The following is a 21,673-nucleotide window of genomic DNA, read 5'->3' as shown; positions in this document are numbered from 1 at the left end:
GATTCCGGCCCATGCGCCCTAATCCGACAATCCTGGGCCGACTCGCCCGCAAACCGTCCTGAGGTCCGACATGTCCCTGATGAAATCCCTGCTCGCCGGCGCCTGCCTGACCCTGCTGCCCGTCGCGGCCCTGGCCGATCCGGCGCTGATCTTCGACCTCGGCGGCAAGTTCGACAAATCCTTCAACGAGGCCGCCTATAACGGCGCCGAGCGCTGGAAGGCCGAGACCGGCGGCACCTACAAGGAACTGGAGATGCAATCCGAGGCGCAGCGCGAACAGGCCCTGCGCCGGCTGGCCCAATCCGGGGCCAATCCCATCGTGATGACCGGCTTTGCCTTTGGCGAGGTGCTGGCCAAGATCGCGCCGGACTATCCCGACACGAAATTCGTCATCATCGACATGGTGGTCGAGCAGCCCAATGTGCAATCCGTGGTCTTTACCGAAGAGCAGGGCTCGTACCTGGCCGGCGTGGCGGCGGCGCTGGCGTCGAAATCGGGCACGGTCGGCTTCATCGGCGGCATGGACATCCCGCTGATCCACAAGTTCGAATGCGGCTATGCCCAGGGCTTCAAGGCCACCCGGCCGGACGGCACGCTGATCATCAACTATACCGGCACCACGCCGGCGGCCTGGAACGACCCGGTGAAGGGCAGCGAGTTGCTGAAGGCGCAGGTCTCGCAAGGCGCGGACGTGGTCTATGCCGCGGCGGGCGGCACCGGCATCGGCGTGCTGCAGGCGGCGGCGGATGCCGGCGTGCTGTCGATCGGCGTGGACAGCAACCAGAACCACCTGCATCCGGGCAAGGTGCTGACCTCGATGGTCAAGGGCGTGGACAATTCCGTCTACGAGGCCTTCAAGGCCGGGACCGAGGTCGAGCCGGGCGTGAGGGTCATGGACCTGGCCTCGGGCGGGGTGTCGCTGGCCATGGACGAGAACAACAAGCCGCTGATCTCGGACGAGATCGCCGGCGCCATCGATACCGCCGCCAAGGCCATCGAGGCGGGCGAGATCACGGTTCACGACTACATGGCCGACAACACCTGCCCGGTGCAGTGAATGACGGCCACGCCCGCCCCGGCGATCGAATTGCGCGGGATCTCCAAGGCTTTCGGGCCGGTGCAGGCCAACAGGGACATCGACCTGGTGGTGCCGCGCGGCACCATCCACGGCATCATCGGCGAGAACGGCGCCGGCAAGTCGACGCTGATGTCGATCCTCTACGGCTTCTATCGCCCCGACGCGGGCGAGATCCTGGTCGGCGGCAAGCCCGTCGCCATCGCCGACAGCCAGGCCGCGATCCGCGCCGGCATCGGCATGGTGTTCCAGCATTTCAAGCTGGTGCAGAACTTCACCGTGCTGGAAAACGTGATCCTGGGCGCCGAGGACGGCCGCCTGCTGCGCCCCTCGCTGTCGCGGGCGCGCGGCGAGCTGAAGCGGCTGGCGGCCGAATACGGCTTGCAGGTCGATCCCGACGCGCTGGTCGAGGAGCTGTCGGTCGGCCACCAGCAGCGGGTCGAGATCCTGAAGGCGCTGTATCGCCGCGCCGACATCCTGATCCTGGACGAGCCGACGGGCGTGCTGACCCCCGCCGAGGCCGACCACCTGTTTCGCATCCTGCGCGGGCTCAAGGACGAGGGCAAGACCATCATCCTGATCACCCACAAGCTGCGCGAGATCATGGAGATCACCGACAATGTCTCGGTCATGCGGCGGGGCGAGATGGTGGCCTCGGTCAGGACCGCCGAGACCGGCCCGGCCGAGCTGGCCGAGCTGATGGTGGGCCGCAAGGTGCTGCTGCGGGTGGACAAGCCCCCCGCCCGGCCCGGCGCCCCGGTCCTGGAAGTGCGGGGCCTGCGCATGGTCGATGCCGAGGGCGTCGAGCGGCTGCGCGGCATCGACCTGGAGATCCGCGCCGGCGAGATCCTGGGCATCGCCGGCGTCGCCGGCAACGGCCAGACGCAGCTGCTGGAGATCCTGGGCGGCTTTCCCGAGGCGGGGGCAAGGCTGCAGGGCGAGATCCGGCTTGGCGGCCGGCCCCTGCCGCTGCAGGGTCCAGGGGCCGACGGCCGCGCCCGCCGCCGCGCCGGCATCGGCCATGTCCCCGAGGACCGGCAGGCCGAGGGGCTGATCATGGATTTCACCGCCTGGGAAAACATCGCCTTCGGCTATCACCATGCGCCGGAGTTCCAGCGCGGCCCGTTGATGGACAATGCCGCCATCCGCGCCGATGCGATGGGCAAGATCCAGCGTTTCGACATCCGCCCGCCGAACCCGGACCTTGCGGCAAAAAGCTTCTCGGGCGGCAACCAGCAGAAGATCGTGGTGGCGCGCGAGGTCGAGCGCAACCCCGAGCTGCTGCTGATCGGCCAGCCGACGCGCGGGGTGGACATCGGCGCCATCGAATTCATCCACAAGCGCATCGTCGCCTTGCGCGACGCCGGCCGCGCGGTGCTGCTGGTCTCGGTCGAGCTGGACGAGATCATGGCGCTGTCCGACCGCATCCTGGTGATGTTCGACGGCCGCATCATGGGCGAGCGGCTGCCCGCCGAGGCGACGACCGGCGACCTGGGCTGCCTGATGGCCGGGGCGGAACCGGCGCGCGCCGATGCCGGCGGCAGTGCGGGATGAGGCGTCGCATGCCTCCGGCGGGGGTATTTGGAAAACGGAGAAAGCCGGGAGAGGCGGGTTGATGGAGCGAATGCCGAAATGGGCGGATGTGATCCTGACGCCGCTGATCTCGCTGGTGCTGGCCTTTGCCATCTCGGCGCTGGTGATCCTGGCCATCGGCGAAAGCCCGGCCGAGGCGCTGAAGGTGATGGTGCAGGGCGCGCTGGGGTCCAGCTATGGCTGGGGCTTCACCCTGTATTACACGACGAATTTCGTCTTTACCGGCCTGGCGGTGATGGTTGCCTATCATGCGGGGCTGTTCAACATCGGCGGCGAGGGGCAGGCCGCCATGGGGGGCTTGGGCGTGGCGCTGGTGGTGCTGGCCTTGCCCTGGCCGCATTGGGCGTTGGCGCTGCCGGCGGCGGCCATGGGGGCGGCGCTGTTCGGCGCGCTTTGGGCGCTGGTCCCGGCCTGGTTGCAGGCCCGGCGCGGCAGCCATATCGTCATCACCACCATCATGTTCAACTTCATCGCCGCCGCGGCCCTGAACTATATGCTGGTGAACGTGCTGCGGCCGGTGGGCAGCATGGACCCGGCCTCGGCCCGTTTCCCCGAGGCGGCGCATCTGCCGAAGCTTTCCGAGATGGCGCTGGGGCTGGGCGTCGAATGGGGCCGCAACACCCCCGCCAACGTCACCTTCTTTCTGGCCATCGCCGCCTGCCTGCTGGTCTGGCTGCTGATCTGGCGCACGCGGCTGGGCTATGAGATCCGCGCCTTCGGCAAGTCCGAGCCCGCCGCGCTTTACGCCGGCATCTCGCCCGTACGCATCACCGTGCTGGCCATGCTGGTCTCGGGCGCGCTGGCCGGGCTGATGGCGGTCAACAACGTCATGGGCGAGGCCGAGCGGCTGGTGCTGAACGCGGTCGAGGGCGCCGGCTTCATCGGCATCGCCGTGGCGCTGATGGGGCGCAACCATCCCCTTGGCGTGCTGCTGGCGGCGCTGCTCTTCGGTTTCCTCTACCAGGGCGGGGGCGAGCTGGCGCTGTGGACCTCGATCCCGCGCGAGCTGATCGTGGTCATCCAGGCGCTGGTGATCCTGTTCACCGGGGCGCTCGACAACATGGTGCGCATGCCGCTGGAGCGGCTGTTCGCGGCGCTGCGCCGAAAGGGGGCGTGATGGATTTCGCGACGCTGATCCAGATCCTCGATTCGGCGGTGCGGCTGATGACGCCCCTGCTGCTGGCCTGCCTGGCCGGGCTTTATTCGGAACGCGCCGGGGTCTTCGACATCGGGCTCGAGGGCAAGATGCTGATGGCGGCCTTCGCCTCGGCCTCGGTCGCCTATGCCACCGGCAGCGCCTGGCTGGGGCTGCTGGCGGGCATCGCCGGCGCGGCGGCCATGGCCGGGCTGCACGGGCTGGCCTCGATCGGCTTTCGCGGCAACCAGCTGATCTCGGGCGTGGCGATCAACTTCCTCGCCTCGGGGCTGACGGTGCTGCTGGGACAGAAGATCTTCGGGCTGGGCGGGCGCACGCCCTCGCTTTCCGGCGCGGCGCGCTTCGGCGAGATCACCCTGCCCTTCGCCGACAGCCTGCGCCCGGTGCCGGTGATCGGGCCGATCTATGCCGAGCTGGTCTCGGGCCACACCGTCCTGGTCTATGTCGCCTTCGCCATGGTGCCGCTGACCTGGTGGGTGCTTTACCGCACCCGCTTCGGCTTGCGGCTGCGCGCCGTGGGCGAGAACCCGGCCTCGGTCGATACCGCCGGCGTCTCGGTTGTCCGGCTGCGCTTTGCCGCGGTGATGATCTGCGGTGTGCTGTGCGGCATCGCCGGGGCCTATCTCGCCACCGGCATCTCGGCCGGTTTCGTCAAGGAAATGACCGCCGGGCGCGGCTTCATCGCGCTGGCGGCGCTGATCTTTGCCAAGTGGCGGCCCTGGGGGGCGCTGGGGGCGACCTTCCTCTTCGGCCTGCTCGAGGCGGTGGCGAACCGCTTTCCGAACCTGGATCTGGGTTTCGTCACCGTGCCTTCGATGTTCATGAACGCCCTGCCCTATATCCTGACCGTCGTCATCCTGGCCGGTTTCGTCGGCCGCGCCATACCGCCGCGTGCGGGAGGAGAGCCCTATGTCAAGGAACGCTGAACTCGCCCGCCTGATCCGCGACCGCGCCGGCGCGGCGCCGCCGGAATACGGGCTGGTCCTCGGCTCCGGCCTCGGGCATCTGGCGGCGGCGGTCGAGGGCGTGGCCATTCCCTATTCCGACCTGCCGGGCTTTCCCCATGCCGGGGTGTCGGGCCATGTGCCGCAACTAGTCGTCGGAGCGCTGGAGGGCCGGCGCGTCGCGGTCCTCGGCGGGCGGGCGCATTACTACGAATCCGGCCGCGCCGATGTCATGCGCCCCGCGCTCGAGGTGCTCAAGGCGCTCGGCACCGAGCGTCTGATCCTGACCAATGCGGCCGGCAGCCTGCGCGCCGCGATGCCGCCGGGCTCGCTGATGCTGCTGTCGGACCACATCGCCTTCGCCGGCACCAACCCGCTGATCGGCGAGCCGTCCGAGGCGCGCTTCGTGCCGATGACCGAAGCCCATGACCCAGGCATCCGCGCCGGGCTGAAAGCCGCCGCCGAGGCCGAGGGGATCGCGCTGCCCGAGGGGGTCTATTGCTGGTTCTCGGGGCCTTCGTTCGAAACCCCGGCCGAAATCCGCGCCGCCCGCATCCTGGGCGCCGATGCGGTCGGCATGTCCACCGTGCCCGAGGTGATCCTGGCGCGCTTCCTCGGCCTGCGCTGCGCCGCCGTCTCGGTCATCACCAATATGGGCGCGGGGCTCTCGGACGAATCGATCAGCCATGAACACACCAAGGCCATGGCACCCCTGGGTGCGGCCAAGCTGGAACGCATCCTGCGCCGCTTTCTCGCCCAGGGCGCCTGACCCCGGCTTCTTTCGTGTTCAAATATCCCCGCCGGAGGCCGCCGGCCGCGCCACCGGCGCCGGCCTGGCAGGGTCAAGCCCGACCAGCACCGCCTCGACCGCCGAAGCGGCGGCTTCCAGGTCTTCCAGCCCGTCCAGCGCCACCACCGGCCCGCGCCCGTCGTCATGACGCGCGCGGTGCTTTTCATAGCGCGGGTCGTAGTGGTCGCGCATCAACCCCTCGGCCAATCCACCCCAGTCGGCCACGTCGATCATGCGCAGCCAGCCCTCGATCCGGTCGGCCGGGTGCAGCGGGCGCAACAGGCCCACGATCCGTGCCACCGCCTCGGGGTCGGCGCAGGTCTCGGCATAAGCGCGGGCGGTATAGGCGGCGCGGGCCTCGACCGGCACGGCCAGGCGGATGCGCGGCGCCGCGGTGATCGCCTGCCAGATGCCGCGCGGCAGGTTCAGATCGCCGATGCGCGAGCTTTCGGCCTCGACCAGCAGCGGCCGGGCGGGGTCCAGCGCCTCCAGCGCCATGGCAAGGCGGCTTTCGAAGCGCTTCTGCGACGGCTGGCCGCCCGGCATGGCGCCGAACAGGCTGCCGCGGTGGTTCGCCAGCCCCTCCAGGTCGACGACCTGATGGCCGCGCGCGGCAAGCCGCGCCAGGATCTCGGTCTTGGCGCTGCCGGTATTGCCGTCCAGCACCAGCACCGGCGCGGCGACGGGCGCCGCCACGCGCGCCACCACCAGCGCCCGCCAGGCCTTGTAGCCGCCCTCGAGCCGCCCGACGCGCCAGCCGATCTGCGACAGGATGCCGGCAAAGGCGCCCGAGCGCTGGCCGCCGCGCCAGCAATAGACCAGCGGCCGCCAGCCGCCGCCCAGCCCCGCCAGCGGCCCGGCGATATGGCGCGCGGCATTGGCGGCGACCATGGCGCCGCCCAGCTTGCGGGCGTCGAAGGGCGAGACCTGCTTGTAGATCGTGCCGACCTGCGCGCGCTCCTCGTCGGACAGCACCGGCAGGTTGATCGCGCCCGGCAGGTGATCCTCGGCATATTCCAAAGGCGAGCGCGTATCGATGACGGTATCGAACCCGGACAGCGCCGGGTCCGACAGCGATGTCAGTCGGATGTCCACCTAGTAGACGTAGACGGGGGTTCCGATCGGCACCTGCTCGAACAGGTCCATCACCGCCTCGTTGCGCATGCGGATGCAGCCGTTCGAGACGGCGCGGCCGATCGAATTGGGCTCGGTCGTGCCGTGGATGCGGATCGAGGTGTCGTTGCCCTTGGCGTCGTAAAGATACAGCGCCCGCGCGCCCAGCGGGTTGCCGGGGCCGCCCGGCATGCCGTCGGCCCAGCGGGCATATTGGCCGGGATTGCGCTTGATCATCGCCGGCGTCGGCGTCCAGCTGGGCCATTCGGTCTTGCGCCCGACGGTGGCGCGGCCCTTCCAGACCAGCTCGGCCTTGCCGACGGCGACGCCATAGCGCACCGCCCGGCCCGGAGCGACGACGTGGTAGAGGAAGAAGTCCTTCGAGACCACGACGATGCTGCCGACCTCGAAATCGTTGCGGATCGAGACCTCGGTCGGGGCATAGGGGTCGCGCTTGGGCTCGGCCTGGGTGGTCAGCGCCGCCGGCTGCGCCTGTCCCTGTGCGAAAACCAGCGAAGGCGCGGCCACCAGCGGCAAGGCGGCCATCAGCATCTGTCTGCGGTTCATCTGTCCGTCCTGAATCCTTGCGTTTCTTGACCATGCGCCTAACCGCTTGGGCGTCCGGGATCAACTCAAAGCGCCGTGACGCGGTTGAAACGCGCGGCAAACGTGCCTAGCTTGCATCGGGAAAGGACCGCCTGCCATGACCTGCGCGACCTGTGCCTCCATCCGCCGCCCGCCGCGCCGCGCGCCCACGCGCGCCCCGCATCTGTGCCGGGGCCGGGGCGGGCGCGGTTGCCGCTGCCATGTCGCGGCCCGTCCGCGCCTGGCCCGCCCCGTGCTGGCGGGCGACGGCCACCCGCTGCGCTGGCGCCCCGCGCCGGGCGAGGGGCCGCCCCGGCAGCCCGGCCTGCACCATGTGCCGCAACATCCGCAGGCCCCGCCCCACCCTGTCTGAATCGCGTCTTTTCCGCCATTCTGACAGGACAAAACGATGAAACATCACCCAAACGATGCCGAGCTGACCGTCTCGGGCATGAGCTGCGCCTCTTGCGTGACCCGCGTCGAAAAGGCGCTGGCCGCCGTGCCGGGGGTTGAGGAGCCGCGGGTCAACCTGGCCACCGGCCGGGCGCATTTCCGCTTGGCCGCGCCCGAGGCCCTGCCCCGCGCCGTCGAGGCGCTGGCAAGCGCCGGCTACCCGGCCGAGCCGCTTGAAACCCGCCTGGCGATCGAGGGCATGAACTGCGCCTCTTGCGTGGGCCGGGTCGAAAAGGCGCTGGCCGCGCTGCCCGGCGTGGATTCGGCGCAGGTGAACCTGGCCACCGCCAGCGCCACCATCCGCCATTCCCCCGCCGTCGCGCCGCAGGCGCTGGCCGACACCGTGACCGCCAAGGGCTATCCGGCGCAGGTGCAGGCCGAGGCCGGCCATCACATGCACGACCATGGCGGCGACGCGGCGGCGCTGAAGCGCAACTTCCTGATCGCCCTTGCGCTGACCCTGCCGGTCTTTGTCGCCGAGATGGGCGGCCATGCCTTCCCGGCCTTCCACCATTGGCTGCACATGGCGCTTGGCCAGCGCACGCTGTGGGTGCTGGAGTTCCTGCTGACCACGGCGGTCCTGGCCGGGCCAGGGCGGATGTTCTTCCGCATCGGCTTTCCGGCGCTGATGCGCCGCGCGCCCGAGATGAACAGCCTGGTCGCGCTTGGCGCCTCGGCGGCCTGGCTCTATTCGACGGTGGCGACCTTTGCGCCGGGCGTGCTGCCGCCGGATTCGGTGCATGTCTATTTCGAGGCCGCCGCCGTCATCGTGACGCTGATCCTGCTGGGCCGCTGGCTCGAGGCGCGCGCCAAGGGCCAGGCCGGCGACGCCATCCGCCGGCTGATCGAACTTGCGCCCGACAGCGCCCATGTGGAACGCGGCGGCCAGATCGTGGAAGTCCCGGTGGCCGAGCTGCGCCCCGGCGACATCGTGCATCTGCGCCCCGGCGAGCGGGTGGCGGTGGACGGCGTGCTGACCGAGGGCAGCGGCGCGGTGGACGAATCCATGCTGACGGGCGAGCCGGTGCCGGTCGCCAAGCAGCCCGGCGATCCCGTGACCGGCGGCACGGTGAACGGCAATGCGGCGCTTGCCTATCGCGTGACCGCGACCGGCGGCGACACGGTGCTCGCCCGCATCATCCGCATGGTCGAGGACGCGCAGGCCACCAAGCTGCCGGTGCAGGCGCTGGTCGACCGCATCACCGCGGTCTTCGTGCCGCTGGTGATGGGGCTGGCGCTGCTGACCTTCGTTCTGTGGATGATCTTCACCGGCGCGCTGGGACAGGCACTGGTTGCGGCGATCTCGGTCCTGATCATCGCCTGCCCCTGCGCCATGGGGCTGGCGGTGCCGGTCTCGATCATGGTCGGCACCGGGCGCGGGGCCGAGCTGGGCGTGCTGTTCCGGCGCGGCGATGCGCTGCAAAGGCTGGCCGAGGCGCGCATCGTCGGCTTCGACAAGACCGGCACACTGACCCAGGGCGCCCCCGCCCTGACCGCCATCGAGGCCGAGGACATCGCCCCCCTGGACGCCCTGCGCCTTGCCGCCGCGGCCGAGTCGCGTTCCGAGCATCCGCTGGCCGCCGCCATCGTCGGCGCCGCGCGGGACAAGGGGCTGGACCTGCCCCCGGCCGAGGCGGTCGCGGCCAATGCCGGGCGCGGGCTTTCGGCGCGGGTCGAGGGGCGCGCGCTGCTGATCGGCAATGCCGCCGCGCTGGCCGAGGCGGGCATTCCCGCCGCCCCCGTCCTGATCGCCGCGGCCGAAGGCTGGGCGGCGAACGGCGCGACCCCGGTGCATCTGGCCGTGGACGGCCGGCACGCCGCCGCCATGGCGCTGGCCGATCCGATCCGCCCCGAGGCGGCCCAGACCGTGGCCGAGCTGCACGCGCTCGGCCTGCAAACCGAGATGATCTCGGGCGACGTGCAGGCCACGGCCGAGGCGGTGGGCCGCAAGCTGGGCATCGACCGCGTGACCGCGGGCGTGCTGCCCGAGGGCAAGCTGGCCGCCATCCGCGAGATGGGGCCGGGCACGGTCTTTGTCGGCGACGGCATCAACGACGCCCCGGCGCTGGCCGCGGCCGAAACCGGCATCGCCATCGGCACCGGCACCGACGTCGCCATCGAATCGGCCGAGGTGGTGCTGGTCGGCGGCGATCCGATGGGCGTGGCGCGGGCCATCCGCCTGTCACGCAGCGTCATGCGCAACATCCGGCAGAATCTGTTCTGGGCCTTCGGTTACAATGTGGCCCTGATTCCCGTGGCCATGGGGGCGCTGGTGCCCTTTGGCGGGCCGCAGATGTCACCCATGCTGGGGGCCGGGGCGATGGCGCTGTCCTCGGTCTTCGTGGTCAGTAACGCGTTGCGATTGAGGCGTGCCGTATGAAGCTGAAAGCCCTTGTCCTGATCCTGGCCCTTGCGGCCGCACCGATGGCGGCGGCGACGCCGCTGCGCATCCTGGCCTTCGGCGACAGTCTGACCGAGGGCTACGGCCTGCCGCGCAAGCACGGGCTGGTGCCGCAATTGCAGGACTGGCTAAGGGCGCGCGGCCATGACGTGCTGGTGCTGAACGGCGGGCTTTCGGGCGACACCACCGCCGGCGGGCGGGTGCGGATCGGCTATTCGCTGGCCCGCCACAAGCCCGACGCGGTGATCGTCGAGCTGGGCGGCAACGACCTGCTGATGGGCTTTTCCCCCGCCATGGTCGAGGACAACCTGGATTCGATCCTGGGCCAGGCCGGCAAGACCGGCCGGCCGCTGCTGCTGGTCGGCATCGCCTCGCCCGACCATGACGAGCCGCTGAGCCGCGACTGGGCCGGGATCTGGCCACGCATGGCCGCGCAGCACGACGCGCTGCTGATGGAGAACCTGTATCAGCCGCTTTTCGACCTGCCGGACGAAGGCTACAGGACCATGCTGCAAGCCGACGGGCTGCATGCCTCGGCCGAAGGCGTCGGGCTGATCGTGCAATCGCTGGGCCCCAAGGTCGAGGCGCTGATCGAAAAGGCCGAAGGCCGGCGCTAATGCCCCGCAGCGGGTCCGGGCATGTGCCTGTTATCCACCGGCAGGCGGGTTTCGACCCTGCCGCAGGGGCCGAAGTCCAGCGTCAGCGCCAGCTGGTCGCCATCCGCAAGCGGTTGCTTCAACCCCATCAGCATCACATGATCGCCACCCCGCGCCAGCGCGTGCCGGCTGCCGGCGGGAATGCGGATCGGATCCGCCTTGACCATCCGCATCACGCCGCCCTCGTCGCGATGGGTATGCAATTCGACGCGCTCGGCCGCGTCCGAGGCGACCGAGGAAAGCGTGCAGGCCTCGGTGCCGCGATTCTCGATCACCATGAAGGCGGCGCCGGAGCGCGGATTGGCGGCGCGGGCATAGCCGTCACGGACGACCAGCGCCGCATCCTGGGCCGGCGCGGCAAGGGGGATCAGGGCCAGGCAAAGGGCGGGCAGCAGCGGTTTCATCTCGTCTCCTTGCGCAGCGGGCAAAGCCTGGCGCCGGATGCGCCCCGCCGCAACCCGATTCCGCCCGCCATGGAAAAGGCCCGCCGAACGGGGCGGGCCTTGATGCGGCGTCTTGCCGGGGTCAGAGGCGCGAGGCCACGTTTTCCCAGTTCACCAGCTTGTCGAGGAAGTTTTCCAGGTATTTCGGCCGCGCGTTGCGGAAGTCGATGTAATAGCTGTGTTCCCACACGTCGCAGCCCAGCAGCGCGGTCTGGCCGAAGCAGAGCGGGTTCACCCCGTTCTCGGTCTTCGTGACCTTGAGGCTGCCGTCCTTGTCCTTGACCAGCCAGGCCCAGCCCGAGCCGAACTGGCCGACGCCGGCCTCGGCGAATTTCTTCTTGAACTCGTCCACCGAACCGAAGGCTTCGGTCAGGGCCTTTTCCAGCTCGCCCGGAATGGCGCCGGGGTTCGGGCCCATCATTTCCCAGAACTGGGCATGGTTCCAATGCTGGCTGGCGTTGTTGAAGATGCCGTTCTGCGCCACGGCCCCCGACTGGTAGGTGCCCTTGACGATGTCCTCGAGGCTCTTGCCTTCCCATTCGGTGCCGGCGATCAGCTCGTTCAGCTTGTCGACATAGGCCTTGTGGTGCTTGTCGTGGTGGTATTCCAGCGTCTCCTTGGACATGCCGCCAGCGGCCAGCGCGTCGTGAGCATAGGGAAGATCGGGAAGCGTGAAGGCCATTTTCGATTTCCTTTCCAACGGTTTCGGATTGTGTTCTGGCACAGGAGCCAGTCGGGGAAAAGCCCTGTCGGCCGCTAAACGCCTTCAAGGCGGCGCGGGTTCCTGCCCTATCCCCCGCCGGGCGAGCCGCAGGCCCCGGTCCCGGTCATGACATTGTCATAGCCAAGCGCCGTCGCCGTCACCAGCGCGCTGCCATCGGCCTTTTGCACCGTCAGCCGGTAGTCCAGCCGCTCGGTCCGCTGCCCCGAGGCATTGCGCACCCCGGCCAGCGCCCAGCCATAGGTGCGGCTGGTGCGGTCGTCGGCGGTGATCCTGGCCTCGATCGGCTGGCCGAGGATGCGTTGCAGGATCGGGTCGAAAACCTCGATCCGGCCCTGGCGCGGGCCGGAGGTCTGGCGGGTCATCATGATGAATTCGGGCACCCAGCCGGTGCCGCTGTGGTCGATGATCTGGCACATCATCACCACCGGCGGCTCTTGCCCCCAGTCCTGCGCCATGGCGGCGGGAACCGGCAAAATCAGGCCGGCCAGAAGAATGGGCAGAGGCAGGGCGGGACGCATGGAATCAACCGGGTGGCTTTCACCCCCATCCATACGCCGCCCTGCCGCAGCCACAAGTCCTAGCGCGGGCTAAGCTGCGTGCCCGGCGCCGCCGCGCCGGTCAGGATGCCGCGCAGATAGTCCGTGACCGAGCGGAAGCCGATCAGCACATAGCCGCCCGGCTCGCGCCAGATGCCGCAGGCGACCTGGGCCGCGCGGGTGCGGCGCAGCCCGTCCTCGGGCATGGCCGCCAGGTCGGTCGGGCACAGCTTCATCAGCACGTCCAGCGCGCGGGCGCCCTGGATACGGAACACCGCGCGCATGTCGCTGACATCCAGCGCCAGCGCGTGCTCGGTCGCAAGCGCGTCCTGCAACGCGGCCAGCGCCTCGGCCGTCTCGGCCCGCGGCAGGATCAGCAGCAGCTCGTCCGGCGACATCCAGCCAAGCGAACGGCTGCCGTCGGTGGTGATGCGGCCCTGTTCGGGCAGCGCGACCCCTGCCGCCCCGGCGATGGCATCGCCCGCCCGCGCCAGGTCGGCGCGGATCTGGATCATGCCCCAGTCCTGCACCTGAGAGATCTTCGCCAGTGCCTCAGCCATTCGCCCGGCTCCCTTCCTTGTCATAGAAGACCGGATCGACGATCCGCGCCTTGTAGCTTTCCTGACCCGCGACGGGGAATTCCAGCACCTCGCCCATGCGGTCCGGCCCCTGCCGCACCAGGCCCATGGCGATGGGCCGGTCGAGCGTCGGCGAGATGTAGGTCGAGGTCACGCGGCCCTGCACCTTGCGCTGGCCATTGGCGTTCACGCCTTGGTCGACCGCATAGACCCCGTCGGGCAGCACCCGGCCGTCCACGCTTTCCAGGCCCACCAGCTTCCAGCGGCCGGGATCGGTCATGAAGCTGCGCTCTTGCGCACGCTTGCCGATATAGTCGGTCTTTTTCTTGCTGATCGCCCAGGACATGCCCAGATCCTGCGGGATCACCGTGCCGTCGGTTTCGTCGCCGATCATGATGAAGCCCTTTTCGGCGCGCATGACGTGCATGGCCTCGGTGCCGTAGGGGGTGATGTTCAGGTCGCGCCCGGCCTCATGCAGCTTTTCCCAAAGCTCCAGGCCCCGGTTCGCGGGCACCGCCACCTCGAAGGAAAGCTCGCCCGAGAAGCTGATGCGATAGACCCGCGCCGGGATGCCGGCGATCTCGCCCTCGATCCAGCCCATGAAGGGCAGCGCCTCGGGCGACAGGTCGATCTGGCCGCCCAGCCGTTCCAGCAGCACGCGGGCCTTGGGGCCGACCACGGCGACCTGCGCCCATTGCTCGGTGACGTTGGCGGTCCAGACCTTCCAGTCCCACCATTCGCATTGCAGCCAGTCCTCGAAATGGCCGTGCATGCGGTCGGCGCCGCCGGTGGTGGTGTGGACCAGCCAGGTGTCCTCGCTGAGCCGCGCGGCCACGCCGTCGTCGATGAGGAAGCCGTTCTCGTTGCAGATCAGGCCATAGCGGCACTTGCCGACCGGCAGGGTGGACATCATGCCGGTATACATCATGTCGAGGAACTTGCCCGCATCCGGGCCCTTGACGATGATCTTGCCCAGGGTCGAGGCGTCGAGCGTGCCGACCGAGGCGCGCACCGCGCGGATCTCGCGCGCCACCGCGTCGCCATGGCTTTCGCCGCCCTTGGGGTAGCAATAGGGGCGGCGCCAATGGCCCACCGGCTCGAAGAAGGCGCCCTGCGCCTCGTGCCAGCCATGCATCGGCGTCTTGCGCAAGGGCTGGAAGATCTCGCCCCGCGCCTCGCCGGCGATGGTGCCCAGCGTCAGCGGCGTATAGGGCGGGCGGAAGGTCGTCGTGCCCGTGGCCGGGATCGGCTGGTTCAGCGCATTGGACAGCACGGCCAAGCCGTTGATGTTGCTGACCTTGCCCTGGTCGGTCGCCATGCCCAGCGTGGTATAGCGCTTGGTATGCTCGACGCTGTGATAGCCTTCCTGCGCGGCCAGTTCGACATCCGAGACCTTCACGTCGTTCTGGAAGTCGAGCCACATCTTGAACTTCATCTTGCGCGTGGCGTGGGCCGGCATGACCCAGACCGGCATGGTCGCCGCCTCGGCCTGCGCCCCGGTCAACTCCGAGACCAGCAGGTCGCCCGCCGCCGCACCCACGCAGCTGGCCATCGCCTTGCCGTCGGCCCCGGTCGGGGGGCGGTTCGGATCGGGCGCGAACATCGACTGCGCGTCGGACCAGTTCAGCTTGCCGCCGCAATGGCTCCACAGGTGGACCACCGGCGACCAGCCGCCGGACATGGCGACGCAATCGGCATCCACGGTCTCGGTCACCTGGCCCGAACCGGAATGGGCGCAGATCTTGACCGCCTCGACCGCCTGGCCGCCCTTGATGCCGGCAACGGCGCTGCCGGTCAGGACGCGCACGCCGCGGGCGCGGACAGCCGCGGGCAGCGCGCCCTCGGCCGTGCTGCGCGCGTCGATCACCACGGCGACTTCCAGCCCCGCATCCAGCGCCACCAGCGCGGTGCGATAGGCATCGTCGTTATTGGTGACGACGACGATCCGGCGGCCCGGCGCCACGCCGTAATTGTCGATGTAATCCCGCACGGCCGAGGCCAGGATCACGCCCGGCACGTCGTTGCCGGCAAAGCTCAGCGGCCGCTCCAGCGCGCCGGTGGCGACGATCACATGGCCCGCGCGGAGGCGCCACAGGCGCTGGCGCGGAATGCCGGCGTTCGGGTCGTGGTCGGCCAGCGATTCCCGCACCAGCAGATAGCCGTGGTCGTAAAGCCCGGTCGCCTGGGTCGAGCGGCGCAGGGTGACATTGGCCATCCCCCGCAGCTCGGCCAGCAGCGCATCGACGCGGGCCTGGCCCTCGGCATGGTCGGTGGGGGTGCGGCCGCCGAAATGCGGCGTCTGCTCGACCAGCCAGACCGATTTGCCCTCGCGGCCCGCGTCGCGGGCTGCGGTCAGCCCGGCGATGCCGCCGCCGACGACCACCACGTCCACATGGGCATAGGCCTGTTCGTACTTGTCCGGGTCGGCCTCGGTCGGCGCCTTGCCCAGGCCGGCCGAGCGGCGGATGATCGGCTCGAACACATGCTTCCAGAACGGGCGCGGATGCATGAAGGTCTTGTAATAGAAGCCCGCCGGGAAAAAGCGATACATCCAGTTGTTGATCGCGCCGATGTCGGCGTTCAGGCTGGGCCAGCAGTTCTGGCTGGTGGTGGCCATGCCGCCGACCAGCGGCGTGGTGGTGGCGCGCTGGTTCGGCTCGAACCGGCCGCCCTGGCCAAGGCCCAGCAGCGCGTTCGGCTCTTCCGCGCCCGAGGCGATCGGGCCGCGCGGGCGGTGATACTTGAAGCTGCGGCCCATCATCAGCTGGCCGTTCGCCAGCAGGGCCGAGGCCAGCGTGTCGCCCGCGACCCCGCGCATCTGGCGGCCGTCGAAGCGGAAGGGCAGTTGATAGGCGCGGTCGATCAGGCGGCCGCCGCGCGGCAGGCGGAAGGGTCCGGTCTGGGTCATGCGTTCAGGCTTTCGGCGGGGGTTTCGGCGGTGGCGGGCGTCCAGTCGGGCTGCCAATCCGGGCGGACGGCCTGGACTGCGGCGACGATCTCGGGCGTGGGATACGGGGTCTGGGCGCTGTAGGTGCCAAAGACCTGAAGCGTGGCGGTGTCACGCGCCGCCATGAACCACTTGCCGCAGCCATAGGCATGGCGCCAGCGTTCGAAATGCACGCCCTTGGGGTTCTTGCGGGCGAACAGATAGGCCTCGAACTCGGCATCGGACGAGCCGGGGCCGAAGCGCTTCAGATGCGCCTCGCCGCCGGGCTGCAGCTCGGTTTCCTCGGCCGCGACGCCGCAATAGGGACAGGTCAGGGTCAGCATGGATCACTCCTTGGGCGGCAGGACGCGCAGGCGGGCCGGCGCCCAGGGGGTCGGCCGGGCGCGCATGGCGGCAATGGAAAGCGAAAGGTCGATGAAGGGCGCGCAGCCGGCAATGCCCGGCGCGGCGGCGCGGGCTTTGCGGCTTGCAGAGAGGGGGCGCGGGTGCGCCGCGCTTGGGCGCAGCAGGTCATCGCCGGGGCAGCCCGCGCGGCCGCCGAACACGGCATGGCCAGAAGCCGAGGGGCAAATCGCCCCCCGGCCCTGGAGAGAGAGGGCGCCCGAAGGCGCCGAAAGGGGCGCCTTAGTTGGCCGGAGCCGGGGTGGCAGGCTCGGCCGGGGCGGGAGCAGCGGGAGCAGCGGGATCGGCCGGAGCAGCATCGGCCGGCGGCTCGACCGAGACGGCGCCGTCATCGACCGGTGCGGGTTCGGACGAGACGGCCGGCGCGGTCGGCGGCTCGGTCGCGGTTGGCTCGGTGCCTGAAGACACGAACCAGTAAATGACGACCAGCACGACGACGACGACGCCGACGATGAGCCAGAGGTTGCTCTTGTTCTGTTCGGCCATGAAGAAAACTCCTTGGTCATGGTGACGTAATCCAACAATTCACCAGACGAGGAACAGTTTCCCAACCCTTGCGAAAAATTTTCCGTCGCAACCGGCACTTGGGCAAAAATCGGCCCAAAAACCGCATGCGCCGGCAGGATCATGCCCGCGCTGCGCATCAATGCGCCACCCCCGCGGCGACGCTTTCGTCGATGAAGCGGCCCTGGACGAAGCGGTTCAGCCCGAAATCGGCGGCCAGCGGACCCGGCTGGCCCTTGGCCACCAGTTCCGCCATGGCCCAGCCCGAGCCGGGGATGGCCTTGAAGCCGCCGGTGCCCCAGCCGCAGTTGACGAAGATGTTGCCGACCGGCGTGGCCGACAGGATGGGCGAGCGGTCGCCGGTCATGTCGACGATCCCGCCCCATTGCCGCAGCATCTTGAGCCGCGACAGCATCGGGAAGGTCTCGATCAGCGCGCGCACGGTTTCCTCGACATGGTGCCAGGAGCCGCGCTGGGTGTAGTTGTTGAAGCCGTCGGTGCCGCCGCCGATCACCATCTCGCCCTTGTCGGATTGCGACAGGTAGCCGTGGACGGTGTTGGCCATGATGACCAGGTCGCAGCAGGGCTTGATCGGCTCGCTCACCAGCGCCTGCAGCGCCAGCGATTCGATGGGCAGGCGGAAGCCCGCCATCTCGGCCAGGACCGAGCTGTGGCCGGCGGCGATCAGCGCCAGCTTGTCGCATTCGATCCGGCCCTTGCCGGTGTTCACCGCCCTGACCTGGCCGTTTTCGGTCTCGATGCCGGTCACTTCGCAGTTCTGGATGATATGCATGCCCATGGCCGAGCAGGCGCGGGCATAGCCCCAGGCCACGGCGTCGTGGCGAGCGGTGCCGCCGCGCTCCTGGTAAAGCCCGCCCAGGACCGGATAGCGCGGCCCCTCGATATTGATGATCGGCAGCATGTCCTTGATGCGCTTGGGGCTGACCCATTCGGTCGCCACGCCCTGCAGCTGGTTGGCATAGACGGTGCGCTTGTAGCCGCGCACCTCATGCTCGGTCTGCGCCAGCATCAGAAGGCCGCGCGGGCTGAACATGATGTTGTAGTTCAGATCCTGCGACAGGTTTTCATAAAGCTTCAGCGCCTTGTCATAGATCGCCGCCGACGGGTCTTGCAGGTAGTTCGACCGGATGATGGTGGTGTTGCGGCCGGTGTTGCCGCCGCCCAGCCAGCCCTTTTCGATCACCGCGACATCGGTGATGCCGAAATTCTTGCCCAGGTAATAGGCGGTGGCCAGGCCGTGGCCGCCGGCGCCGACGATGACGACCTGGTATTTCTTCCTGGGCTCGGGGCTGGCCCAGGCGCGTTTCCAGCCGGTATGCAGCCGCATCGCCTCTTTCGCGATGGCAAAGACCGAATAGCGGCCGGTGCTGGAACTTGCAGATGCGGGCATGGGGGAACCTCTTGCGACTCGATCCATGCAGAGTGAAGCGAGGGCGGTTTTCGGGCAAGCCGCGTTGCGACGGGGCGATTGTCGAATTGCGTCAGGGGTCGGCGCAGATGTCCCGCGGTCCAGTTCGCGATTTGTCGCAGGGCTTTGACTTTCTCGGCCAGCGGAAAACCGCTATCACCGGACCAGCCAAAGAGAGGAAGCCGATGTTCTGGATCATCTGCGCCGCGCTGGCGGGGGTGGTGGCCGTGGCCATCGCCGCGCCGCTTCTGCGCCGGCAGGGCGAGGCGGCCGAGCCCGCCGCCGCCTATGACCTGCGAATCTATCGCGACCAGCTGCGCGAGGTCGAGCGCGATCTGGAGCGCGGCGTGATCGACGCGGCGGATGCCGAGCGGCTGCGGGTCGAGATCGGGCGCAAGGTGCTGGCCGCCGACCGCGCGCTGGAACGCGCCGGCACCACCCGGCGCAGCGCCGGCGGCTGGGCGGCGCTGGCGCTGCTGGCCGTGCTGCTGGGCGGGGCCTTTCTGACCTACCAGCGCCTGGGCCAGCCCGACCGGCCCGACGCCCCCATCGCGCAGCGCATCGCCCAGGCGCAGGAGCTTTACGACACCCGCCCCAGCCAGGCCGAGGCCGAGGCGCAGGCCCCCCGCCCCGCCCGCCCCGAGCCCGATGCCGACTATGTCGCCTTGATCGAGCGGCTGCGCGAGGCGGTCATGAAGAACCCCAACGACCCGCGCGGGCTGGAGCTTCTGGCCGAGCACGAGGAGCGGCTGGGCAACCTGGTCGCCGCCAAGGATGCGCAGCGCCGGCTGGTTGCCCTGCGCGGCGACAAGGCCAGCGCCGAGGATCTGGCGCGGCTGGCCGGGCTGACGATCGAGGCGGCGGGCGGCATCATCACCCGCGAGGCCGAGGATACCGTGGCCCAAGCCCTGGCGCGCGATGCCCGCAATCCGCAGGCGCGCTTCATGGCCGGGCTGCTGCACCTGCAGAACGGCCGGCCCGACCAGGCGTTTCCGGTCTGGGCCCGGCTGCTGGCCGAAGGCCCCGAGGACGCGCCCTGGATCGCGCCGATCCGGGGCTCGATCCAGGATCTGGCCTGGTTTGCCGGCCACCCGGACTATACCCCGCCGGAACCCGCCGCCTCGGGCACGCCGGGCATGCCCAGCCTGCCCGCGATGCCCGGCCCGGATGCCGACGCCATGGCCGCGGCCGAGGAAATGACCGCCGAAGAGCGCCAGCAGATGGTCGAGGGCATGGTCAAGGGGCTGGAGACCCGGCTGGCGACCCAGGGCGGCACGCCCGAGGAATGGGCGCGGCTGATCTCGTCCCTGCCGGTGATCGGGCAAAAGGACCATGCCGGCGACATCCTGGGCGAGGCGCGCAAGCAGTTCGCCGGCGATGCCGCGGCGCTGGAGGTGATCGAGGCGGCGGCAAAACAGGCCGGGCTGGAATGATCTGCGAGAACGTCGAGAGCTTCGCCGCAGCCCTGCCCCGCACCGGCGCCGTCGCCGGGCTGGACCTGGGCACCAAGACCATCGGCGTCGCGGTCAGCGACGGGCTGCGCAGCGTCGCCTCGCCGCTGACGGTGATCCGGCGCACGAAGTTCACCGTCGATGCGCAGGCGCTGCTGCAGATCGCCGCCGACCGGGCGCTGGTCGGGCTGGTGCTGGGCCTGCCGCGCAACATGGACGGCAGCGAGGGGCCGCGGGCGCAATCGACCCGCGCCTTTGCCCGCAACCTGGAACGGCTGACGCCGCTGCCGATCACCTTCTGGGACGAGCGGCTGTCGACCGTCGCCGCCGAACGCGCGCTGCTCGAGGGCGACACCTCGCGCAAGCGCCGCGCCGAGGTCATCGACCAGGTCGCGGCCGGCTATATCCTGCAAGGCGCGCTGGACCGGCTGCGCTTCCTGGGGGCCGGCGGATGAAGCCCTCGACGCCTTGCGTCAACATCTGCCGGATCGAGCCGGCAAGCCGGCTTTGCACCGGCTGCCTGCGCAGCATCGACGAGATCGCCGGCTGGGGCCGCCTGACCGAGGCCGAGCGGCTGGCGATCATGGCCGAACTGCCCTCCCGCGCCCTGCCCGCCTGCGGCAAGGCGGACTAGCGCGTCACCACCCGCACCTCGCGGATCGCGGCCTTGAGCCGCACCCGCGTCTCGACCGGCTCGCGCGCCACCGCGTCCAGGATCGCCCGCATGTCGCCCCTGAGCCCGTGCAGCTGGTCGACCAGCGACAGCACCAGGGCCAGCGCCTCTTCGTCCAGGTGATAGCCCTCGGCCAGGTCGACGACCAGGCTCAGCCGCGCCAGGTCGATGTCGCGAAACAGCGGACCCTGTTCGGATTGCACCGGCACGACCACGCCGGCGCGGATATAGCGCTCCAGCTGCTCGGGCGTCAGGTCGCTGATCGCCTCCAGCGTCTCGGCCAGGGTATGATGGGGCTGGGTCATTTTCCCCTCCTCGGATCATAGGCATGGTTCTGGCGCCACTCTTCGATGAAGCGGGCCAATTCGTCGTCGACCCTGGGCGGCATCACGATCTTCAGCACGACATGCTGGTCGCCGCGCCGCCCGTCCGCGCCCCTGATGCCGCGGCCCTTCAGCCGCAGCTTCTGGCCGGAGCTGGCGCCGCGCGGGACGGTCAGCATCACCGGGCCGTCGATGGTCTGCGCCTCGACCTTGCCGCCCAGCACGGCCTCGTCGATGGTGATGGGCAGCGTGGTCTCGACATCGTTGCCGTCGCGCTTCCAGTCGGGATCCTCGGCCACGATCAGGGTCAGCAGCGCGTCGCCCGGCTCGCCATTGCCCATGCCGGGACCGCCCTTGCCGCGCAGGCGGATGACCTGGCCGTCATGCGCGCCCTCGGGGATCTTGACCTCCAGCACGCTGCCGTCGGGCATGGTGATCCGGGTCGAACCGCCGCGGGCCGCGCTCATGAAGTCGATCTCCAGGGTAAAGCGCTGGTCGGGGCCGCGCATGTCGAAGCTGCGCGCCCCGCCGCGCCGGCCGCCGCCGCCGGCACGGCCGCCGAACAGGTCCGAGAACACGTCCGACAGATCGTCGAACCCATGCGGCTGGCGATAGGGGTTGTCGCCCGATTCGGCATATTCGCGATAGTAATGCCGCTGCGGCTGCTCCTGCCCCTGGGCGTCGATCTCGCCGCGGTCGAAGCGGGCGCGCTGCTCGGGGTCTTTCAGCAGGTCATAGGCGGAAGAGGCGGCCTTGAAGCGCTCATGCGCGGCAGGATCGGGATTGAGGTCCGGGTGGTCGGTCTTGGCGATCCGGCGATAGGCCCGCTTGATGTCGTCCTGGCTGGCGTTCTTGCCCAGCCCCAGCGCCTTGTATGGATCGTCGGCCATGGCCGCG

Annotated in this window: 22 protein-coding genes; 10 read left to right on the top strand and 12 right to left on the bottom strand. The window is 69.7% G+C overall.

All coding sequences use genetic code 11. From position 1 onward, the window contains the following. Positions 1-70 precede the first annotated feature (70 nt). The 5 genes from E3U26_RS10245 (at position 71) to E3U26_RS10225 (ending at position 5,537) form a co-directional block, all read left to right on the top strand. Positions 71-1,057, top strand: coding sequence for a BMP family lipoprotein (locus E3U26_RS10245; protein WP_036750325.1), 987 nt, complete (start codon positions 71-73; stop codon positions 1,055-1,057). Beyond that, entirely contained in the window at positions 1,058-2,629 is a 1,572-nt protein-coding gene (locus E3U26_RS10240; protein WP_499104783.1) for an ABC transporter ATP-binding protein, read from the top strand. Positions 2,630-2,690: 61 nt separating this feature from the next. Beyond that, positions 2,691-3,785, top strand: a complete 1,095-nt coding sequence (locus tag E3U26_RS10235; protein WP_036750330.1) for an ABC transporter permease — start codon at positions 2,691-2,693, stop codon at positions 3,783-3,785. Then, positions 3,785-4,750, top strand: coding sequence for an ABC transporter permease (locus E3U26_RS10230; protein WP_276241702.1), 966 nt, complete (start codon positions 3,785-3,787; stop codon positions 4,748-4,750). The genes E3U26_RS10235 and E3U26_RS10230 overlap by 1 nt, the downstream gene beginning before the upstream one ends. Next, complete coding sequence (locus E3U26_RS10225) at positions 4,734-5,537, top strand: purine-nucleoside phosphorylase (protein WP_072461054.1); 804 nt, start codon at positions 4,734-4,736, stop codon at positions 5,535-5,537. Before E3U26_RS10230 ends, E3U26_RS10225 begins: the two co-directional genes overlap by 17 nt. 18 nt (positions 5,538-5,555) lie before the next feature. Here the strand turns inward: E3U26_RS10225 and mnmH are convergent, their stop codons facing one another. Both mnmH and E3U26_RS10215 read right to left on the bottom strand, forming a co-directional pair. After that, positions 5,556-6,653, bottom strand: a complete 1,098-nt coding sequence (mnmH, locus tag E3U26_RS10220) for a tRNA 2-selenouridine(34) synthase MnmH (RefSeq protein WP_276241701.1) — start codon at positions 6,651-6,653, stop codon at positions 5,556-5,558. Continuing rightward, on the bottom strand, positions 6,654-7,238 hold the full coding sequence (locus E3U26_RS10215) for a L,D-transpeptidase (protein ID WP_072461056.1): 585 nt from the start codon (positions 7,236-7,238) through the stop codon (positions 6,654-6,656). Positions 7,239-7,665: 427 nt separating this feature from the next. Here E3U26_RS10215 and E3U26_RS10210 point away from each other — a divergent pair, with 427 nt between their 5' ends. Together E3U26_RS10210 and E3U26_RS10205 are read left to right on the top strand one after the other, a co-directional pair. Next, positions 7,666-10,089 (top strand): heavy metal translocating P-type ATPase, encoded by a 2,424-nt coding sequence (locus E3U26_RS10210; protein WP_499104781.1) that lies wholly within the window; start codon positions 7,666-7,668, stop codon positions 10,087-10,089. After that, complete coding sequence (locus E3U26_RS10205) at positions 10,086-10,727, top strand: arylesterase (RefSeq protein WP_072461059.1); 642 nt, start codon at positions 10,086-10,088, stop codon at positions 10,725-10,727. Before E3U26_RS10210 ends, E3U26_RS10205 begins: the two co-directional genes overlap by 4 nt. Here E3U26_RS10205 and E3U26_RS10200 read toward each other — a convergent pair. From E3U26_RS10200 to E3U26_RS10165, 8 genes are all read right to left on the bottom strand, one after another. Next, the gene (locus E3U26_RS10200; protein WP_243783594.1) at positions 10,724-11,170 is read right to left on the bottom strand and encodes a copper chaperone PCu(A)C; all 447 of its coding nucleotides are present in this window, start codon (positions 11,168-11,170) and stop codon (positions 10,724-10,726) included. The two genes, E3U26_RS10205 and E3U26_RS10200, sit on opposite strands and share 4 nt — an antisense overlap. Positions 11,171-11,291: 121 nt before the next feature. Continuing rightward, complete coding sequence (locus tag E3U26_RS10195; RefSeq protein ID WP_036750350.1) at positions 11,292-11,891, bottom strand: superoxide dismutase; 600 nt, start codon at positions 11,889-11,891, stop codon at positions 11,292-11,294. 107 nt (positions 11,892-11,998) lie between these two features. Beyond that, the gene (locus E3U26_RS10190; protein WP_072461061.1) at positions 11,999-12,451 is read right to left on the bottom strand and encodes a hypothetical protein; all 453 of its coding nucleotides are present in this window, start codon (positions 12,449-12,451) and stop codon (positions 11,999-12,001) included. Between the two features lie 59 nt (positions 12,452-12,510). Then, positions 12,511-13,029, bottom strand: coding sequence for a sarcosine oxidase subunit gamma (locus tag E3U26_RS10185; protein ID WP_036750356.1), 519 nt, complete (start codon positions 13,027-13,029; stop codon positions 12,511-12,513). Further along, positions 13,022-15,955, bottom strand: coding sequence for a sarcosine oxidase subunit alpha family protein (locus tag E3U26_RS10180; protein WP_243783593.1), 2,934 nt, complete (start codon positions 15,953-15,955; stop codon positions 13,022-13,024). Before E3U26_RS10180 ends, E3U26_RS10185 begins: the two co-directional genes overlap by 8 nt. Further along, complete coding sequence (locus E3U26_RS10175; protein WP_243783592.1) at positions 15,952-16,317, bottom strand: sarcosine oxidase subunit delta; 366 nt, start codon at positions 16,315-16,317, stop codon at positions 15,952-15,954. Before E3U26_RS10175 ends, E3U26_RS10180 begins: the two co-directional genes overlap by 4 nt. A 301-nt stretch (positions 16,318-16,618) precedes the next feature. After that, a complete protein-coding gene (locus E3U26_RS10170) occupies positions 16,619-16,882 on the bottom strand; it encodes a hypothetical protein (protein ID WP_243783591.1) in 264 nt (87 codons plus the stop codon). Between the two features lie 157 nt (positions 16,883-17,039). Next, a complete protein-coding gene (locus tag E3U26_RS10165) occupies positions 17,040-18,311 on the bottom strand; it encodes a sarcosine oxidase subunit beta family protein (protein ID WP_036750370.1) in 1,272 nt (423 codons plus the stop codon). 203 nt (positions 18,312-18,514) lie between these two features. Between E3U26_RS10165 and ccmI the strand changes: the two genes are divergently transcribed. The 3 genes from ccmI to E3U26_RS10150 are packed head-to-tail and all read left to right on the top strand — an operon-like array spanning position 18,515 to position 20,414. Then, positions 18,515-19,762: a c-type cytochrome biogenesis protein CcmI gene (gene ccmI / locus E3U26_RS10160; protein WP_114535100.1), complete on the top strand. Its 1,248-nt coding sequence runs from the start codon at positions 18,515-18,517 to the stop codon at positions 19,760-19,762. Next, positions 19,759-20,235, top strand: coding sequence for a Holliday junction resolvase RuvX (gene ruvX / locus E3U26_RS10155; protein ID WP_036751867.1), 477 nt, complete (start codon positions 19,759-19,761; stop codon positions 20,233-20,235). The genes ccmI and ruvX overlap by 4 nt, the downstream gene beginning before the upstream one ends. Continuing rightward, positions 20,232-20,414 carry a DUF1289 domain-containing protein gene (locus E3U26_RS10150; RefSeq protein WP_243783590.1) on the top strand — a complete coding sequence of 61 codons (183 nt, stop codon included), beginning with the start codon at positions 20,232-20,234 and terminating at the stop codon, positions 20,412-20,414. The genes ruvX and E3U26_RS10150 overlap by 4 nt, the downstream gene beginning before the upstream one ends. Here E3U26_RS10150 and E3U26_RS10145 read toward each other — a convergent pair. Both E3U26_RS10145 and E3U26_RS10140 read right to left on the bottom strand, forming a co-directional pair. Next, a complete protein-coding gene (locus E3U26_RS10145) occupies positions 20,411-20,758 on the bottom strand; it encodes a hypothetical protein (protein ID WP_036751871.1) in 348 nt (115 codons plus the stop codon). The two genes, E3U26_RS10150 and E3U26_RS10145, sit on opposite strands and share 4 nt — an antisense overlap. Continuing rightward, the gene (locus E3U26_RS10140; RefSeq protein WP_243783589.1) at positions 20,755-21,666 is read right to left on the bottom strand and encodes a DnaJ C-terminal domain-containing protein; all 912 of its coding nucleotides are present in this window, start codon (positions 21,664-21,666) and stop codon (positions 20,755-20,757) included. The genes E3U26_RS10145 and E3U26_RS10140 overlap by 4 nt, the downstream gene beginning before the upstream one ends. Positions 21,667-21,673: the final 7 nt, after the last annotated feature.

The organism is Paracoccus ferrooxidans (assembly GCF_029909815.1).
In the GTDB taxonomy this organism is placed as follows: Bacteria; Pseudomonadota; Alphaproteobacteria; order Rhodobacterales; family Rhodobacteraceae; genus Paracoccus; species Paracoccus versutus.
Note: the sequence above shows the minus strand (reverse complement) of the source record. Positions and strands in the feature narration are given on the sequence as shown.

Coding starts and splice junctions, on each gene's coding strand:
- E3U26_RS10195 (WP_036750350.1), bottom strand. CDS start 11,891: ATGGCCTTCACGCTTCCCGATCTTCCCTATGCTCACGACGCGCTGGCC.
- E3U26_RS10190 (WP_072461061.1), bottom strand. CDS start 12,451: ATGCGTCCCGCCCTGCCTCTGCCCATTCTTCTGGCCGGCCTGATTTTG.
- E3U26_RS10215 (WP_072461056.1), bottom strand. CDS start 7,238: ATGAACCGCAGACAGATGCTGATGGCCGCCTTGCCGCTGGTGGCCGCG.
- E3U26_RS10185 (WP_036750356.1), bottom strand. CDS start 13,029: ATGGCTGAGGCACTGGCGAAGATCTCTCAGGTGCAGGACTGGGGCATG.
- ccmI (WP_114535100.1), top strand. CDS start 18,515: ATGTTCTGGATCATCTGCGCCGCGCTGGCGGGGGTGGTGGCCGTGGCC.
- E3U26_RS10210 (WP_499104781.1), top strand. CDS start 7,666: ATGAAACATCACCCAAACGATGCCGAGCTGACCGTCTCGGGCATGAGC.
- E3U26_RS10145 (WP_036751871.1), bottom strand. CDS start 20,758: ATGACCCAGCCCCATCATACCCTGGCCGAGACGCTGGAGGCGATCAGC.
- E3U26_RS10150 (WP_243783590.1), top strand. CDS start 20,232: ATGAAGCCCTCGACGCCTTGCGTCAACATCTGCCGGATCGAGCCGGCA.
- ruvX (WP_036751867.1), top strand. CDS start 19,759: ATGATCTGCGAGAACGTCGAGAGCTTCGCCGCAGCCCTGCCCCGCACC.
- E3U26_RS10170 (WP_243783591.1), bottom strand. CDS start 16,882: ATGGCCGAACAGAACAAGAGCAACCTCTGGCTCATCGTCGGCGTCGTC.
- E3U26_RS10175 (WP_243783592.1), bottom strand. CDS start 16,317: ATGCTGACCCTGACCTGTCCCTATTGCGGCGTCGCGGCCGAGGAAACC.
- E3U26_RS10200 (WP_243783594.1), bottom strand. CDS start 11,170: ATGAAACCGCTGCTGCCCGCCCTTTGCCTGGCCCTGATCCCCCTTGCC.
- E3U26_RS10165 (WP_036750370.1), bottom strand. CDS start 18,311: ATGCCCGCATCTGCAAGTTCCAGCACCGGCCGCTATTCGGTCTTTGCC.
- E3U26_RS10180 (WP_243783593.1), bottom strand. CDS start 15,955: ATGACCCAGACCGGACCCTTCCGCCTGCCGCGCGGCGGCCGCCTGATC.
- E3U26_RS10240 (WP_499104783.1), top strand. CDS start 1,058: ATGACGGCCACGCCCGCCCCGGCGATCGAATTGCGCGGGATCTCCAAG.
- E3U26_RS10140 (WP_243783589.1), bottom strand. CDS start 21,666: ATGGCCGACGATCCATACAAGGCGCTGGGGCTGGGCAAGAACGCCAGC.
- E3U26_RS10205 (WP_072461059.1), top strand. CDS start 10,086: ATGAAGCTGAAAGCCCTTGTCCTGATCCTGGCCCTTGCGGCCGCACCG.
- E3U26_RS10245 (WP_036750325.1), top strand. CDS start 71: ATGTCCCTGATGAAATCCCTGCTCGCCGGCGCCTGCCTGACCCTGCTG.
- E3U26_RS10235 (WP_036750330.1), top strand. CDS start 2,691: ATGGAGCGAATGCCGAAATGGGCGGATGTGATCCTGACGCCGCTGATC.
- E3U26_RS10225 (WP_072461054.1), top strand. CDS start 4,734: ATGTCAAGGAACGCTGAACTCGCCCGCCTGATCCGCGACCGCGCCGGC.
- E3U26_RS10230 (WP_276241702.1), top strand. CDS start 3,785: ATGGATTTCGCGACGCTGATCCAGATCCTCGATTCGGCGGTGCGGCTG.